The organism is Pantoea sp. B623 (genome assembly GCF_024814475.1).
In the GTDB taxonomy this organism is placed as follows: Bacteria; Pseudomonadota; Gammaproteobacteria; order Enterobacterales; family Enterobacteriaceae; genus Pantoea; species Pantoea ananatis.
In genome coordinates, this window is sequence record NZ_JANUXM010000004.1 from 3,317,172 (window position 1) to 3,332,817 (window position 15,646).

Consider the following 15,646-nt stretch of genomic DNA (forward strand, 5'->3'; position numbering starts at 1 on the left):
CGTGACCAATCCTTTCCGCGCACACACGCGCTTCATTCAGGGACAGGAGGCCGCCCGCACGGGCGGCAATGGCCGCCATGCGAAAGGCTATGACCTGATGCTGCTGCAGTTGAACGAAGACCGCCGCCACCTCAAGGGCATTCAGTCCACCGTCACCAAAGCGCAGGTAAAAATTGAGGTGCTGCCGAAGTATGCCGCCTGGGTAGAGGGCGTGTTGAGCGCCGACGGGGGGCAGCAGGACGACGTGATCATGTACGTCATGCTGTGGCGTATCGATGCCGGTGATTATGCCGGTGCGCTGACCATTGGCCGCCATGCGCTTAAACACGGCTGGGTGATGCCGGTCGGCAAGCGCAACACGGCGACGGTTCTGACTGAGGAAATGGCCGACGCCGCAAAGGCCGCCATGCTGGCCGGAACCTCATTTGATGCTGACCTGCTGCTGCAGACGCTGGATGCAGTGGACGGGGAAGACATGCCGGATCAGTCGCGTGCCCGTCTGCACAAATCCATCGGCTGGGTGCAGACCGAAAGCAACCCGGTATCCGCGCTGAATCACCTTAAGCACGCCCTGCAACTGGATGAAAAGTGCGGGGTGAAAAAAGACATTGAGCAGCTGGAGCGGAAACTCCGCTAAGACAGCTGATAACCGAACGTGCCCACGCGCGGGGCGGCACGGGGTGGCGACAGGCAGCGCCGCATCAAAACCCCGTCCACCGCCCACCTATTCAGGAGTAGTAAGGATGCAGTTTACAGCGCCAGAGCAGTCACCGGTTGCGCCGGTCATTATCCCCAACAATTCATTCTGGCCGGATCTGGATTTGGCTAAGTTTCGCAGCGCGATGCGCGTTGACGGCACCGTGACGCCGGAGCGGCTCAAGCAGGTGGTGCTGACCGCCATGTCAGAGGTAAACGCCGAGCTTTACCCGTGGCGGGAACGGCAGGAGGTGGCCGGTTACAACGGGCTGGGTGACGTACCGGCTGAGCAGCTGGCCGGAAAGAGCGTGCGCCTGCACCACTATGAAAACGCCGTCTGGTGCTGGACGCGTGCGGTACTTAACGAAAGATACAGCGACTTTGACGCCACCGCATCCGGCGCGAAGCGCGGCGCGACACTGGACGATGCCAGCGGCGATTTATGGCGCGATGCGCGCTGGGCCATCAGCCGCGTGCAGGATCTGCCGCATATTACCGTCGAGCTTATCTGATGAAAGTGCGTGCGCAGCAGTATGACACGGTGGACGCACTGTGCTGGCGTCACTACGGGCGCACGCAGGGGCTGTCTGAGCTGGTGCTACAGGCCAATCCGGGGCTGGCGGAACACGGCCCCACCTTACCCCACGGTTTAGAGGTCGAGCTGCCGGACGTTGCGCCCGCAGCCACGGCGCAGACCGTGCAGCTATGGGACTGAATCATGTGGGAAAGAATCAGCACGTTTATCACCTGGTCGATGGCCGTGTTTATGGCCTGGCTGGGCGACTTATCGGTTAAGGACGTTTCAACGTGGGCCGGGCTGATTATCGGCCTCGGCATGGCGCTAATCAGCTGGTACTACAAGCACAAAACCTACCAGTTACTGGCAAGCGGGCGCATCACACGGGAGGATTATGAATCTGCAAACCGTTAAACGCTGCGCCGTGGGCGCGGTGCTGGCCATCGCTGCAACACTGCCGGGCTTTCAGCAGTTGCACACCTCGGTTGGGGGACTGAAACTGATTGCCGATTACGAGGGCTGCCGCCTTAAGCCATACCTGTGCGATGCGGGCGTGTGGACTGACGGGATCGGCAACACGCGGGGCGTGGTGCCCGGCAAAAGCATTACCGAGCGACAGGCCGCCGGGACGTTCATCACCAACGTGTTACGCGTTGAGGCGGCACTGGCGCGCTGCGTGGCGGTCACCATGCCGCAGCAGGTTTATGACGCGCTGGTGTCGCTGGCTTTTAACGTCGGCACCGGCAACGTGTGCGGTTCAACGATGGTGAAACTCATCAGGGCCAGCCGGTGGCGCGATGCCTGCTATCAGCTGCCGCGATGGGTGTACGTGAAAGGCGTATTTAATCCGGGGCTGGATAACCGGCGCGGGCGCGAGCTGAGCTGGTGCCTGAAAGGGGCGTCAGCATGATGCGCGCCGTTGTGGTGACCTGCTTTGTCGTGCTGCTGGTGACTGCCGGGCTGCTGTCGTGGCAGCTGCACAGCGCAAACAGAACTATCGGCACGCAGGCGGCAGAGCTGGCCGCTAAAGATAAAAAACTGAGCCAGAAAAACAGCCAGCTGATGGCGGTCAACATCATGGCGCAGAGCCGCAACCTTGCACAGACGCAGCTGTATGCGGCGGCTGAGAAAAACAACGCACTGCTGCGCCAGCGGCAGCTCCAGATTGAGGATTTGAAACGTGAAAATGACGCCCTTCGCCGCTGGTCTGATACCCCTCTGCCTGATGCTGCTGTCCGGCTGCGCCAGCGACCGGCCATCACCGGAGGTGAATCTTACCGTCAGTGGCTGTCCCAAAATAACCCGGTGCCAGCTGGGGCCGTCAGCGGCGCGCACTAACGGTGATTTGCTGGCCCTGCTGGATGAGACAGAAACCGCCTGGGCAGTCTGCGCCGACAAGGTGGACACCATAGTAACCTGCCAGGATAAAGACGATGAACAAGCCGCAGTCCTTACGCGAAGCCCTGAATAGCGCTGTTGCCTACCTGCAGGAGAACCCCGACAGGCTGCACCTCTTTGTTGACAGAGGTGCGCTGGTTGCCACCAGTGCCGCGTCCGTGTCGTGGGAATACCGTTATACGCTTAACGTCATCATTACGGACTTCACCGGCGATCAAAACCTGCTGATGGCGGCGGTAATGTACTGGCTGCGCACCAACCAGCCCGATGCACTGCAGAACCCCAGTGAGCGCGAACAGCTTTGCACGTTTGAGGTGGACATTCTCGGCAACGGTGCCTGTGACATCAGCATTAATTTAAAGCTGACAGAACGGGTTATCGCCGAGGAGGTTAACGGCGTGACCGAAGTCAGAGCCGTGCCGGAGCCGGGCAACCCTTTTGAAACGGATGAAGTCTGGACGGTGAACCGTGGATAATCTGCACGAGGTTGACGCCTGGCTTGATGTGCTGCTGGTAAAGCTGGAACCGGCAGAGCGCAAAAAGATGCTGCGCGAGGTGGCGCGCGACGTGCGTCGGATTCAGCAGGCCAACATGACGGCGCAGCGTGCGCCAGACGGCAGCGCATGGGAACCGCGACGCGTATCAGCCAGGACAAAGCCGGGACGTATTAAGCGGAAAATGTTTGTAAAGCTGAAAACCGCAAAGTACCTCAAGACAAAGGCAACCGGCGACAGTGCTGAGGTGGCTTTTGTGCCTGCCGTGCAGCGGCTGGCCCGTGTACACCATTACGGCCTGCGTGACCGTGTGAGCAAACGCGGTATTACGGTGAAATACGCTGAGCGACCACTGCTGGGTTTAAACGGAGAAGCGGAAACCACGATCAGCGATATTCTTTTTCGCTGGCTGGCTACTTAGTGTTCTCGTTTTTATCTATGAAAGCATTAACCTTTGTCGTCAAATTTTCAATATTTGTAATCATTATGCTTACTTCGTTCTCACTAGGTTCGTAGGAGGCGTGTGCGGTTTTATGTCTTATTGTGTCTCTGTCTTTTTTTACATTTTGCCATTCCAATGGCGCAATTTCTGGGACTGACTTGGAATAAAACTCACTAAATAACTTCTTGCAGCGATCTTCAAATCCTTTGGTGGATGACAGTCTTCTTTTAATATCATCAGGCGAAAAGGATTTTTTGCTCATTGCTTTTTCGAGTTTAATTCTTATGAAGCTCTCGATGGATGCTGATGCTTCAAGTGTGGCAGACCTAAACATGCTTTTAGTTTTTAGGTGCTTTGCTCTCATGAGAAGTAATGATGATTTGTTAACGGCATCTTCCTGAAAAAGAATATTCCTGAATTCGTTAGTTTGAGTCTCATCATGTATAAACAAAGGCGAACGAAATAAGGGGGGGATTAATCCAGCAACCGGTATAAGACTAATTGTTTGATTGTCGCAAAGAAGCTGAACCAAAACACCGTTAGTTAAGCCAGAAGCAACCTGATAAAGAGAAACTTCCTCAGTGAAGAGGTCGTTGAAATGTATACTATAGACTCTTATGAAATGATTCACTACGTCAATGCACGACATGGCTTGCGAAGCTGGAAAGGCAGTTTCGGCAGTTTTTTTGATGCTTATTGTTTCCCTTATTTTTTCAAGTGCTTCTTCATTTAAACGTTCAAAAGCTTTCTCTCCATCTTCTTTAGAGGGGTAGTCGTCATCGCCTGTGAATGTTGATGATCGAATGAAGTCAATAACTTCCTCTCTTGTTGGCTCTAAAAGCTGAGTGATTTCATATGCCGTATAAAAACTTAAAATAGTTCTGGTTTTTATCAATGAGTCAGTTTCTTTCAGGTGAGGGATTAAATTTTCTTTAGTCTCTATAGCACTAGTGAATTGGACTGAGTTAATCATGGTGGTTAAAGCATAGAAATTATTGTTGACGCCTATTCTAATGGTGACGCCATCGTATAAAAAATCATAAAAACCATCTTTTAAATTCATCACATAGGGTAACTCAATAAAATGTCTGGCCGAAAAAATCATATATGCTTCACTCAATTCCATTGTAAGAATAACCACACAATGCCATAAAGATGAAAAAAAATCCTCAACAGCAATGATGTGAGGATGAACGAAAAACTTACCGAAATCATGCGCCTCATCACCAACCTGATCCGCACCGGCACCGTGTCCGACGTTGATCCGGTTAACTGGCTGTGCCGGGTGAAAACGGGCGATCTTGAAACCAACTGGATTAACTGGCTCACTCTGCGCGCCGGTAACACGCGCACATGGTGGCAGCCCACCGTTGGCGAACAGGTCATGTTGCTGAGCATGGGCGGCAACCTTGAAACCGCCTTTGCGCTGCCCGCGATTTATTCCGATACATTCCCGCCGCCGGATTATTCAGAGAACGGCAGCACCACGCAGTTCAGCGACGGTGGTCTTTTTCAGTACGAACCGGCAACCGGCCAGTTGCTGATAAAGAACATCAAAAGCCTGCGTATAGAAGCGACGGACGGAATTCATCTGCTGACCGAGGCTTTCGGCGTTGATGCCAGCCTGACGACCTTCAACAGCGACGCGGCCATTAACGGCGCAGTGACGCAGGGCGGGGGGGCGATGAGTTCTAACGGCGTCGTGGTGCATACCCATAAACACGGCGGCGTTAAGTTCGGCACTGACACATCAGGAGGCCCGGCGTGATGTATCTCGGCATGAACCGCGACACAGGCAAAGCGCTGACCGATATCGATCACATTCGTCAGAGCGTCAGCGACATTCTTTTGACGCCGGAAGGCAGCCGCCTGGCGCGTCGTGAATACGGCTCCATGCTTTCCGCGCTCATCGACCAGCCGCAGAACAGCGTCACCCGTATGCAGGTCATGGCGGCAACCTACACCGCGCTGAGCCGCTGGGAGCCGCGCATACGGCTGATATCAGTGAATTTCACAACGGCCTATGACGGCTCAATGGCCGTTGAGATAAACGCACAGCGTGCCGACGGCTCGCCGCTGGCAATGACCATCCCAACGGGGGTAAACCGTGGCAGTGATTGACTTATCGCAGCTTCCCGCGCCGGAAGTCATTGAGGTGCCGGACTTTGAAACGCTGCTGGCCGAACGTAAAGAAAACCTGATTGCGCTGTATCCGGCTGACGAGCAGGACGCCATGCGCAGCGTGCTGGCGCTGGAATCCGATCCGCTGGTCAAGTGCCTGCAGGAAAACGTCTACCGCGAAATCCTCTTACGCCAGCGCATCAACGAGGCGGCGCAGGCCGTTATGGTGGCCTATGCGCTCGGCACCGATCTGGACCAGCTGGCGGCCAACAACAACGTTAAGCGCCTGACCATCACCCCGGCCAACCCTGACGCCGTGCCGCCGGTTGCCGCAGTCATGGAGTCTGACGATGATTTACGCCTGCGCGTGCCGGGGGCATTTGAGGGGCTGAGCGTGGCCGGGCCGACGGCGGCGTATGAGTTTTACGCCAAAAGTGCCGACGGGCGCGTATCCGACGTGTCGGCAACGAGTCCGGCCCCGGCACAAGTGCTGATTACCGTACTGAGCCGGGACAACAGCGGGGCGGCAACGGACGATTTACTGAATGCAGTGAACGCCGCGTTAAACGCCGAAACCGTGCGCCCGGTGGCTGACCGCGTGACGGTGCAGGCCGCCGCGATATTTGATTATCAGGTAAAAGCCACGCTGCACCTGTTTGACGGCGTGGCCGCAGGCCCATGCCTGGAGGCGGCGCAGGCCGCAATGGCCGCCTACCTTGCCGACCAGAAAAAACTGGGCCGCAGCGTGCGGCGCGAGTCTTACGGGGCGGTGTTGCGCGTGGCGGGGGTGGACTGGGTGGACATCACCGAACCGGCGCAGGACATCATTCTCAACCGCACGCAGGCGGGCAACTGCACGGCGGTGGCCGTCACGGTTGCCAGCGATAACGGGGGTAAATGATGAGTCAGAGCCTGTTACCGCCTGCTTCCTCAGCGCTTGAGCGCAGGCTGGCAGAGGCGTGCAGCGGCATCAGCGGGCTGGACGTTCCGCTGCGCGACCTGTGGAACCCTGCCACCTGCCCGGCGCGGTTTTTGCCATATCTCGCCTGGTCATTTTCGGTAGATCGCTGGGACGAGGCCTGGGCGGAAAGCGTCAAGCGGCGCGTGGTGATGGATGCGTTTTACATCCATCAGCACAAGGGCACCATCAGCGCCGTGCGTCGCGTGGTGGAGCCGTTCGGCTTCCTGATCCGCGTGCTGGAATGGTGGAAAACCGGCGAAGCGCCCGGCACGTTTCGCCTGGATATTGGCGTACAGGACCAGGGGATTACCGAGGAAACCTATTCAGAGCTTGAGCGGCTTATCAGTGATGCCAAGCCCTGCAGCCGTCATCTGCTGGGGATGTCGATAAACCTGCAGGTCACGGGCGAAACCCGCATTGCGGCGGGCAGCTACGACGGCGACGCGATGACCGTTTACCCCTACACCCCCGAAAACATTTCCGTCAGCGGCGGGCTTTACAGCGGCGCGGCGGTTCACGTTACTGACATGATGGAAATCAGACCATGAGCCAGAAATATTACGCCATAGTGACCAATCTCGGCGCGGCGAAGATTGCCAACGCCGCCGCGCTCGGCACAAAACTGAACATCACGCAGATGGCCGTGGGCGACGGGGGCGGCACGTTGCCAACGCCCAACGCCAGCCAGACAAAGCTTGCTGGCGAGAAGCGCCGCGCGGCCATCAACACGCTGAGCGTCGATCCGGCCAACGCCAGCCAGGTGATTGCCGAGCAGGTCATTCCTGAAACCGAGGGCGGTTTCTGGATCAGGGAAATGGGCCTGTTTGACGCAGACGGCACGCTGATTGCCGTATGCAATACGCCGGAAACCTACAAGCCCGCGCTGCAGGAGGGCAGCGGGCGCACGCAGACCGTGCGCATGATCCTGATCGTGAACAGCACTGACGCCATTACGCTTAAGATTGACCCGTCGGTGGTTCTGGCGACGCGCCAGTATGTTGACAACGCGGTGGTAGAGGTAAAAGCCTACAGCGACAAGGGTATGAAAGAGCACCTGAACGACAGGGACCCGCATAAACAGTATCTTCGAACAGACGGGCGAATCGAGTACACCGGCACCGGCAGCAACCTTCATGCCACTGACGACCGCAGGAAAGTCCACCTGTACGTTAACAGTGACGGCACCTGGGGCGTATGGGATGACGTCAATAACCGGCCGCTGCCGCTCACCACTGCCAACGGGGGGACCGGTGACGGGCTGGAAGGCACCATTTTGCCTGTGGGTGTTCCCGTTCCTTATCCGCTGGCAACCCCTCCCGTGGGCTGGGTGCAGTGTCGCGGCCAGACGTTTACCGCACAGCAGTATCCGAAGCTGGCAAAAATTTACACAAATCTCATCATCCCCGATCTGCGTGGCGAGTTTATTCGCGGCTGGGACGATGACAGGAAGGCGGACACGGACCGTGTTCTGCTGAGCTTTCAGGCTGATGCGTTCCGCGCTCACACTCACGATCTCCAGATGAACGGAAGCTTTGGTCAGCAGTACTGGACGCCATCAGGCGGTGATAACTCATCTTACGATACGGTCATCACAACCGGCAGCACGGGCGGAAATGAAACCCGCCCGCGCAACGTGGCATTCAACTACATCATGAGGGGCTTCTGATGGCCGATGAAAAGCAGTACATTCAGCTTAATGACGAGGGGTTTGCGCCGGAGTCTGGCTGGGTTAAATCATTTAACTGTGGAGAGGCCGGGGAGCTTATCGGACCGGTTGATCAGTGGGTAGCCATTGGCACCGGCGTGGCCGCGCAGTCTACCACCACCCCGCCGCCCGCAACGAAGAAAGGCCAGGTGGCGGTATTAAGTCAGGGCAAATGGAGTGTCGTGCCTGACCATCGCGGCGAAACGGTGTATTCGACCAGAGATCAGAGCGCCTCCTCGATCACCCTGCTGGGCGATTATCCGGCAGGCACAACACCGCTCAGGCCCGGCACAAAATACGATAAGTGGGACGGGCAGAAGTGGGTGACGGATACTGATGCAAAACATAATGGTGATGTGGCCGATGCGGAAAAGCAGAAGCGGGTATTGCTGACCGAAGCCAACACGTTTACCGGCCCGTGGCAGATACAACTGATGCTGGGTATTATCACGGACGCCGACAAAGCCTCACTGACAGCCTGGATGAAGTATTATCAGCAGATCCAGGCTACCGACACAGCCAGCGCGCCGGACATCAGCTGGCCGGAAAAGCCCGCGTCATAATCAGAGGCCCGTTTCGGGCCTTTTTCCTTTGTGTCATTCGCCAGACAATGGCCGCAGGGTGCGCCCGCGCTTCATCCCTTACACCATAGCGGAACCCCTTAACCGGAGATCCGTTACATGGCACAGGACTATCATCACGGCGTGCGCGTTATTGAAGTTAACGAAGGCACCCGAACCATTACCACCGTCAGCACGGCCATCATCGGGATGGTCTGCACCGGCGACGACGCCGACGCGGCAACGTTCCCGCTTAACCGCCCCGTTTTACTCACCGACATTGTGACCGCCAGCGGCAAGGCGGGCAAAACCGGCACGCTTGCCGCATCGCTCGACGCCATCGCCGACCAGGCGAAACCGCTGGTTGTGGTGGTGCGCGTTAAACAGGGCGAAACCGAGGCGGAAACCTCGGCCAACATCATCGGCGGCGTGACCGATGACGGGATGCGCACCGGCATTCAGGCCCTGCTTGCCGCGCAGACCGTTTGTGGCGTAAAGCCGCGCATCCTCGGCGTGCCGGGGCATGACACCAAGGCCGTGGCAACCGCGCTGCTGAGCGTGGCGCAGAGCCTGAAAGCCTTTGCGTATATTGCGGCATACGGCTGCAAAACCGTGTCCGAGGTCATTGCCTACCGCGCCAATTTCAGTCAGCGCGAAGGGATGCTCATCTGGCCTGACTTCATCAGTTTTGACACCGTGCTGAAAGCCGATGCGACGGCGTATGCCACCGCCCGCGCGCTCGGCCTGCGCGCAAAAATTGACGAAACAACCGGCTGGCACAAGTCCCTGTCAAACGTCGGCGTCAATGGCGTCACCGGCATTTCTAAAGACGTGTCGTGGGATTTGCAGGACCCGGCAACCGATGCGGGCCTGCTGAACCAGAACGACGTCACCACGCTGATCCGTAAAGACGGCTTCCGATTCTGGGGTTCGCGCTGCCTGAGTGATGACCCGCTCTTTCAGTTTGAAACCTACACCCGCACGGCGCAGGTGCTGGCCGACACGATGGCCGAGGCGCAGATGTGGGCCGTTGACGGGCCGCTGAATCCGTCGCTTGCCCGCGACATCATTGAAGGCATCAACGCAAAGCTGCGCAGCCTGGTGAATCAGGGCTATCTCATCGGCGCCAGCTGCTGGCTGGATGAGTCGGTGAACACCAAAGAGACGCTCAAGGCCGGGCAGTTGTTTATCGACTACGACTACACGCCGGTGCCGCCGCTGGAAAACCTGATGCTGCGCCAGCGCATCACAGACCAGTACCTGGTCAACTTCGCCGCCAGCGTTAAAGCATAAGGAGCTGAACACATGGCCTTACCCCGTAAGTTAAAACACCTGAACCTGTTCAACGCAGGCAACAACTGGCAGGGGCTGGTTGAGTCCCTGACGCTGCCAAAGCTGACCCGCAAGTTTGAGAAGTATCGCGGCGGCGGCATGGCCGGTGCTGTCGATATTGATATGGGCCTGGACGATGGCGCGCTGGATACGGAATTTACCGTCGGCGGCACTGAGGCGCTGCTGTTTAAACAGCTGGGCGCGGAAACAGTAGACGCGGTGCAGCTGCGCTTTACCGGCTCAATCCAGCGTGACGACACCGGCGAGGTGCAGGCGGTGGAGCTGGTCACGCGCGGGCGCTACAAGGAGCTGGATTCCGGCGAGTGGAAAACCGGTGACGCCAATACGACCAAGGTTTCCGCGACCAACAGCTACGCCAAGCTGACGATTAACGGCGAAGTGCTGTTTGAGGTGGATCTGGTCAACATGGTTCACATCGTGGACGGCAAAGACATGATGGAAAAGCACCGCAGCGCGCTGGGCCTGTAATCACGGCGGCAGGCGCTGGCCTGCTGCTTTTATCAATTTTATTCAGTGGATTAAAAACATGAGCGAAATCATCAGCGAAAAAACCGTCACCCTGGACACCCCAATCAAGCGCGGTAAAACAGAAATCAAAACCATTGTTCTGCGCAAACCTCAGTCCGGCGCGCTGCGCGGCGTGCGTCTGCAGGCCTTAATGGAAATGGACGTTAACGCGGTGATGGCCGTCCTGCCGCGCGTGTCAACGCCTGCGCTGACGGCACAGGAAATCAACGAAATGGACCCCGCCGATCTGGTGGCGCTGTCAGTGGAGGTGATCACTTTTTTGTTACCGAAGTCGGCGACGTCGGGTTTCCTGACGGCCTGACGGTTGACGATCTGGTGGCAGACATCGCCACCGTGTTTCACTGGCCGCCGCCGGTCATGTTCGCGGAGTCGCTGGCGGACGTGCTGATGTGGCGGCACAAAGCGATCCTGCGTAACGGAGCCGGTGACGATGAGTGACAGAGACCTGCGCCTGCAGGTGGTACTTAAGGCGGTAGACAAAATCACCCGTCCTTTTCGCAGTGCGCGCGACGGCTCCAGGGAGCTGTCCGCCGCCCTCAAAGCCAGCAAAGACAGCCTGAAAAGCCTGAACGATCAGGCCGGGCGCATTGACGGCTTTCGCAAAACGCGCCAGCAGCTTGCCATCACTGAGAAAAATCTCGCCTCTGCCCGGCAGGAGGCCGCCAAGCTGGCGACGCAGTTTGCCGCCACCAACCGCCCCACGGCGCAGCAGTCCCGCTTGCTTGAGCAGGCAAAAAACCGTGTTAATGACCTGCAGCAGAGCTACAACGGCCTGCTGCGCTCGGTACAGCAGCAGCGCGGTGCGCTGACCGCCGCCGGTATCGACACCAAACAGCTGAGCGCGGCACAGCGCCGACTGAAAACCGACGCCAGCGCAGCGAGTGACGCCATTGAGCGCCAGCAGCGTGAGCTTAAAAAGCTGGGCGAGCGCCAGGCAAAAATGCGCGCCGTGCGTGAGCGCTACGGCAAAACGCTGGAGGCCCGCGACAGGGTGGCCGGGGCAGGGGCGACAGCCACGGCGGCAGGGATGGCAATGGGTGTGCCGTTTGCGGCGGCTATCAAAGCCTCGGCGGATATGGAAGACGCCATGAAGGGCGTGGCAAAGCAGGTCAACGGCCTGCGCGATGACAAGGGCAACCGCACCGCGCAGTTTTATGACATGCAGGCCGCCATCAAGGCCGCCAGTGAGCAACTGCCGATGGAGCACGGCGCGGTTGACTATGCCGCGCTGGTTGAGGGCGGCGCGCGCATGGGCGTCACCAACCAGAATGATTCCTACGCCGACCAGAAGCGCGATTTACTGGCCTTTGCCACCACGGCGGCCAAGGCGTCAACGGCGTTTGAGCTGCCCGCCGACCAGCTGGCCGAGGGGCTGGGTAAAATCAGCCAGCTTTACAAGATACCGACCCGCAATATTGAGCAGCTGGGTGATGCGCTGAACTATTTAGACGATAACGCCATGTCCAAGGGCGCGGATATTATCGACGTGCTGCAGCGCATGGGCGGCAACGCCGACAGGCTGGACTTTCGCAAGGCGGCGGCGCTGGGTTCAACGTTCCTGTCACTCGGTGCCACCTCTGAGATTGCGGCAAGTTCGGCTAACGCAATGGTGCGCGAACTGTCGATTGCCACCATGCAGGGCAAGCGCTTTCAGGAAGGGATGACGCTGCTTAAGCTGGACCCCAAAAAGATTGAAAAGCAGATGACCACGGACGCGATGGGGACCATCATCAGCGTGCTGGAGAAGGTCAAAAAGCTGCCGGAAAACAAACGCCTGTCTGCGCTGACGATGATATTCGGCAAGGAGTTTGGCAAGGATGCGGCGAAACTTGCCAACAACCTGCCGGAGCTGCGCCGACAGCTGGCCCTGACGCAGGGCGATGCGGCCAGAGGCTCAATGCAGAAAGAGTCTGACATCAATAAAGATTCCCTGTCCGCACAGTGGCTGTTGTCAAAAACCGGACTCAATAACGCCATGAGCGGGTTAGGTGATACGCTGCGCCAGCCGCTCATGGACATCATGGGGCTGATTAAAAAGGTCACCAACGGCGCAGCGCAGTGGATAGAGAGAAACAAGGCGCTGGCTGGCGCGCTGGTGAAAGTCGGCGCGGCGGTGTCTGCCATTGTTATCGGGCTGGGAACGTTAGCCATCGGCTTTGCGGCCATTGTCGGGCCGATGGCGGTCATCAGGCTGAGCATGGCAACGCTGGGCTTTAAGGGCGCGGGCGCATTCGGGATGACAGGTAAGGCGTTGCGTATCGTCGGCAGCGGCGTTATCTGGCTGGGCCGCCTGATGTTTGCCAACCCGATACTGGCCGTTATTGGCCTTATCGCTATGGGGGCAATTTACATCTGGCGTAACTGGGACACCCTCGGGCCGAAGTTTGCGGCACTCTGGCAGCGGGTGACAGATAACACCTCGGCAGCGTGGGAGGCCATCAAAGGCAAAATAGCCGATGCGTGGACGTGGGTTAAATCCCTGTTCACGGATGGCGCGCTGCAGGGCGTCATCAGCAGAGGCTGGGACGCGATACGCGACGGCATCGCCGGGGCATGGCAAAGCATCAAGGCAGCTGTGTCGCAGAAGTGGGATGAGCTGGTTAACTCGGCCAGCACGCTGCCGGAGCGGTTTAAAGAAGCGGGCAGCAACATGATAAGCGCACTCCTTGACGGCATCACGGCCAAATGGGACGCGCTTAAGGCCAGACTGTCATCCATGACGGATTTGCTGCCGGGATTCATGAAGCCCTCGGCAGATAAGGGCGGCGCGACACCGGTCAACCCGTTAAGTCCGTCATCCCCGACGGGCTTTGCCGGACTCTATGACAATGGCGGCTACATTCCCGCCGGTCAGTATGGCATTGCGGGCGAGAACGGGCCGGAGCTGGTCAACGGCCCGGCGCGCATTACCAGCCGTCGCCGCACTGCCGCACTGGCCGCGTCGGCAGCGCTGGCGCTGGGCATGGCCGCTGCACCTGCCGCCGCGCGCCCGCTGCACCCGATGAGCCTGCCCGCGCAGGCATACCAGAGTAAAGCGCCGCGCGCACAGGCCGCGCCGCCGGTTGCCGCACCGCAAATCAATGCATCATTCACCATCGTTCAGCAGCCGGGGGAAAGTCAGGACGATCTGGTTGATAAGGTGATGCGCAGGCTTAAGGCTGAGCAGCGGCAGGCTGAGGCCCGCGCGCGCAGTTCGTATCGTGATCGAGGAGGGTACGACGAATGATGATGACGCTGGGGCTGTTCGTTTTCATGCTGGAAACGGTGCCTTACCAGGAGCTGCAGCTGCAGCGCAGCTGGCGGTTCCCGTCCAACAACCGCGTGGGCTTTCGCCCGTCGCTGCAGTTTGCCGGGCCGGACACCGACACGCTGACGCTTTCCGGCGTGCTGCTGCCGGAGCTGACCGGCGGCAGGCTGTCGCTGTATGCGCTGGAGCAGATTGCGGAGCTGGGGCGGGCGTGGCCGCTCATTGAGGGCAGCGGCACCATTTACGGCATGTACGTGATTGAGAGCCTGAGCCAGACCAAGGCCGAGTTTTTCAGTAACGGCGCGTGCAGGCGCATTGAATTCACGCTCACGCTTAAGCGTGCAGATGAATCGCTGGGCGAAATGTTCGGCAGCCTGAGCGGCCAGCTTGACGCCATGAAAAGCGCGGCGGCAGGCGTGGCCGGTAAAGTTACTGCAGCAGCGGGAGGGCTTTTCTGATGATGCAGGCAGAAAGCTGGGTAAAAGGGGCAGCCAGCGCCCCGGCGTTTCGGCTGACGATGGCAGGTGCAGACGTCACGCAGGCCATACAAAAGCGGCTCATCAGCCTGACGCTGACCGATAACCGGGGCTTTGAGGCTGACCAGCTGGACATTGAGCTGGATGACGCGGACGGCCTGCTGCAGCTGCCGCGCCGTGGCGTGGTGCTGAAGCTGGCGCTGGGCTGGGAAGGGGAGCCGCTTATCAGCAAGGGCAGTTATACGGTTGATGAGATTGAGCACAGCGGAACGCCCGACCGGCTGACGCTTCGCGCCCGCAGCGCCGATTTCCGCCAGACACTGAACACCAAACGCGAAAAGTCGTGGCACAAAACCACGGTTGGCGAAATTACCAAAGCGATTGCGGAAAAGCACAAGCTGGATTTAGCGCTGGGCGCCGACGTTGAGAAAATGGCAATCGACCACATCGACCAGACCAACGAATCCGACGCCAGTTTTCTGATGCGTGTTGCCCGCCAGTGCGGTGCGCTGGCCTGCGTCAAGGACGGCAAACTGCTGTTTATCCGGCAGGGGCAGGGCAAAAACACCAGCGGCAAGGCGCTGCCGGTCATCACCATTCAGCGCCGCGATGGCGACAGTCACCGCTTTACCCTGGCTGACCGTGACGCCTACACCGGCGTGATTGCCAGCTGGCTGCACACGCGCGAGCCAGCGAAAAAGCCACAAACGAAGGTCAAGAGACGCCGCAAAACCACGGCGAAGAAAAAAGAGCCGGAAGCGAAACAGGGTGATTATCTCGTTGGCACCGATGAGAACGTTCTGGTTTTAAGCCGCACCTATGCCAACCGGTCAAATGCAGAGCGGGCGGCAAAAATGCAGTGGGAACGGCTGCAGCGCGGCGTTGCGACCTTCTCGATCCAGCTGGCGCGCGGGCGCGCTGAGCTTTACACCGAAATGCCGGTAAAGGTGACGGGGTTTAAGAAACAGATTGATGAGGGCGAATGGATCATTACCACGCTGACGCACAGCCTGAGCGCCGACAGTGGCTACACGACGAGCATTGAGCTGGAAGTGAAAATTGATTCATTGCAAATGGAATAAACATTTAACTAAAGGTTTCAATTGAAATATAATCAATCAGAAAGTTCGTAAATGAGTTTTAATGCG

General features: G+C 58.3%; 23 protein-coding genes. 22 read left to right on the plus strand and 1 reads right to left on the minus strand.

Annotated elements, in window-relative coordinates:
• The first annotated feature begins 1 nt into the window (after nucleotide 1).
• From gpM to NXS97_RS17395, 9 genes are all read left to right on the plus strand, one after another.
• The gene (gpM, locus tag NXS97_RS17355; RefSeq protein WP_259232494.1) at nucleotides 2-637 is read left to right on the plus strand and encodes a phage terminase small subunit; all 636 of its coding nucleotides are present in this window, start codon (nucleotides 2-4) and stop codon (nucleotides 635-637) included.
• A gap of 106 nt (nucleotides 638-743) precedes the next feature.
• Nucleotides 744-1,208, plus strand: coding sequence for a head completion/stabilization protein (locus NXS97_RS17360; RefSeq protein ID WP_259232496.1), 465 nt, complete (start codon nucleotides 744-746; stop codon nucleotides 1,206-1,208).
• A complete protein-coding gene (locus NXS97_RS17365) occupies nucleotides 1,208-1,411 on the plus strand; it encodes a tail protein X (protein ID WP_024471068.1) in 204 nt (67 codons plus the stop codon). The genes NXS97_RS17360 and NXS97_RS17365 overlap by 1 nt, the downstream gene beginning before the upstream one ends.
• A 3-nt stretch (nucleotides 1,412-1,414) precedes the next feature.
• Nucleotides 1,415-1,627, plus strand: coding sequence for a phage holin family protein (locus NXS97_RS17370; protein ID WP_241533396.1), 213 nt, complete (start codon nucleotides 1,415-1,417; stop codon nucleotides 1,625-1,627).
• Nucleotides 1,608-2,123: a lysozyme gene (locus tag NXS97_RS17375; RefSeq protein WP_259232501.1), complete on the plus strand. Its 516-nt coding sequence runs from the start codon at nucleotides 1,608-1,610 to the stop codon at nucleotides 2,121-2,123. The genes NXS97_RS17370 and NXS97_RS17375 overlap by 20 nt, the downstream gene beginning before the upstream one ends.
• Complete coding sequence (lysB, locus tag NXS97_RS17380; RefSeq protein WP_259232503.1) at nucleotides 2,120-2,551, plus strand: Rz-like lysis system protein LysB; 432 nt, start codon at nucleotides 2,120-2,122, stop codon at nucleotides 2,549-2,551. Before NXS97_RS17375 ends, lysB begins: the two co-directional genes overlap by 4 nt.
• Nucleotides 2,439-2,684, plus strand: a complete 246-nt coding sequence (gene lysC, locus NXS97_RS17385; RefSeq protein ID WP_259232504.1) for an Rz1-like lysis system protein LysC — start codon at nucleotides 2,439-2,441, stop codon at nucleotides 2,682-2,684. Before lysB ends, lysC begins: the two co-directional genes overlap by 113 nt.
• Nucleotides 2,647-3,087: a phage tail protein gene (locus tag NXS97_RS17390; protein ID WP_259232505.1), complete on the plus strand. Its 441-nt coding sequence runs from the start codon at nucleotides 2,647-2,649 to the stop codon at nucleotides 3,085-3,087. The genes lysC and NXS97_RS17390 overlap by 38 nt, the downstream gene beginning before the upstream one ends.
• Entirely contained in the window at nucleotides 3,080-3,526 is a 447-nt protein-coding gene (locus NXS97_RS17395; protein WP_259232506.1) for a phage virion morphogenesis protein, read from the plus strand. Before NXS97_RS17390 ends, NXS97_RS17395 begins: the two co-directional genes overlap by 8 nt.
• On the opposite strand, the gene NXS97_RS17400 is transcribed toward NXS97_RS17395, so the two are convergent.
• Nucleotides 3,519-4,673 (minus strand): hypothetical protein, encoded by a 1,155-nt coding sequence (locus NXS97_RS17400; protein ID WP_259232507.1) that lies wholly within the window; start codon nucleotides 4,671-4,673, stop codon nucleotides 3,519-3,521. The two genes, NXS97_RS17395 and NXS97_RS17400, sit on opposite strands and share 8 nt — an antisense overlap.
• Nucleotides 4,674-4,736: 63 nt before the next feature.
• On the opposite strand from NXS97_RS17400, the gene NXS97_RS17405 reads away from it, so the two are divergent.
• The 13 genes from NXS97_RS17405 to NXS97_RS17465 all read left to right on the plus strand — a co-directional run bounded on the left by NXS97_RS17405 (nucleotide 4,737) and on the right by NXS97_RS17465 (nucleotide 15,580).
• Nucleotides 4,737-5,315 carry a phage baseplate assembly protein V gene (locus NXS97_RS17405; RefSeq protein ID WP_259232508.1) on the plus strand — a complete coding sequence of 193 codons (579 nt, stop codon included), beginning with the start codon at nucleotides 4,737-4,739 and terminating at the stop codon, nucleotides 5,313-5,315.
• Nucleotides 5,315-5,668 (plus strand): GPW/gp25 family protein, encoded by a 354-nt coding sequence (locus tag NXS97_RS17410; RefSeq protein WP_116198124.1) that lies wholly within the window; start codon nucleotides 5,315-5,317, stop codon nucleotides 5,666-5,668. Before NXS97_RS17405 ends, NXS97_RS17410 begins: the two co-directional genes overlap by 1 nt.
• Entirely contained in the window at nucleotides 5,655-6,569 is a 915-nt protein-coding gene (locus NXS97_RS17415; RefSeq protein ID WP_259232509.1) for a baseplate J/gp47 family protein, read from the plus strand. The genes NXS97_RS17410 and NXS97_RS17415 overlap by 14 nt, the downstream gene beginning before the upstream one ends.
• Entirely contained in the window at nucleotides 6,566-7,177 is a 612-nt protein-coding gene (locus NXS97_RS17420) for a phage tail protein I (RefSeq protein ID WP_259232511.1), read from the plus strand. Before NXS97_RS17415 ends, NXS97_RS17420 begins: the two co-directional genes overlap by 4 nt.
• Nucleotides 7,174-8,295 carry a phage tail protein gene (locus tag NXS97_RS17425; RefSeq protein ID WP_259232513.1) on the plus strand — a complete coding sequence of 374 codons (1,122 nt, stop codon included), beginning with the start codon at nucleotides 7,174-7,176 and terminating at the stop codon, nucleotides 8,293-8,295. Before NXS97_RS17420 ends, NXS97_RS17425 begins: the two co-directional genes overlap by 4 nt.
• Nucleotides 8,295-8,897 carry a tail fiber assembly protein gene (locus NXS97_RS17430; protein WP_259232514.1) on the plus strand — a complete coding sequence of 201 codons (603 nt, stop codon included), beginning with the start codon at nucleotides 8,295-8,297 and terminating at the stop codon, nucleotides 8,895-8,897. The genes NXS97_RS17425 and NXS97_RS17430 overlap by 1 nt, the downstream gene beginning before the upstream one ends.
• Before the next feature lie 117 nt (nucleotides 8,898-9,014).
• A complete protein-coding gene (locus tag NXS97_RS17435) occupies nucleotides 9,015-10,187 on the plus strand; it encodes a phage tail sheath protein (RefSeq protein ID WP_259232515.1) in 1,173 nt (390 codons plus the stop codon).
• 12 nt (nucleotides 10,188-10,199) lie between these two features.
• Nucleotides 10,200-10,715: a phage major tail tube protein gene (locus tag NXS97_RS17440; protein ID WP_259232516.1), complete on the plus strand. Its 516-nt coding sequence runs from the start codon at nucleotides 10,200-10,202 to the stop codon at nucleotides 10,713-10,715.
• Between the two features lie 58 nt (nucleotides 10,716-10,773).
• Nucleotides 10,774-11,076, plus strand: coding sequence for a phage tail assembly protein (locus NXS97_RS17445; RefSeq protein ID WP_259232517.1), 303 nt, complete (start codon nucleotides 10,774-10,776; stop codon nucleotides 11,074-11,076).
• Between the two features lie 14 nt (nucleotides 11,077-11,090).
• Nucleotides 11,091-11,213: a GpE family phage tail protein gene (locus NXS97_RS17450; protein WP_013027006.1), complete on the plus strand. Its 123-nt coding sequence runs from the start codon at nucleotides 11,091-11,093 to the stop codon at nucleotides 11,211-11,213.
• Nucleotides 11,206-14,001, plus strand: a complete 2,796-nt coding sequence (locus NXS97_RS17455; protein WP_259232518.1) for a phage tail tape measure protein — start codon at nucleotides 11,206-11,208, stop codon at nucleotides 13,999-14,001. Before NXS97_RS17450 ends, NXS97_RS17455 begins: the two co-directional genes overlap by 8 nt.
• Complete coding sequence (locus NXS97_RS17460; protein ID WP_033739843.1) at nucleotides 13,998-14,480, plus strand: phage tail protein; 483 nt, start codon at nucleotides 13,998-14,000, stop codon at nucleotides 14,478-14,480. The genes NXS97_RS17455 and NXS97_RS17460 overlap by 4 nt, the downstream gene beginning before the upstream one ends.
• Nucleotides 14,480-15,580 carry a phage late control D family protein gene (locus NXS97_RS17465; RefSeq protein WP_259232519.1) on the plus strand — a complete coding sequence of 367 codons (1,101 nt, stop codon included), beginning with the start codon at nucleotides 14,480-14,482 and terminating at the stop codon, nucleotides 15,578-15,580. Before NXS97_RS17460 ends, NXS97_RS17465 begins: the two co-directional genes overlap by 1 nt.
• The last annotated feature ends 66 nt before the right edge of the window (nucleotides 15,581-15,646 follow it).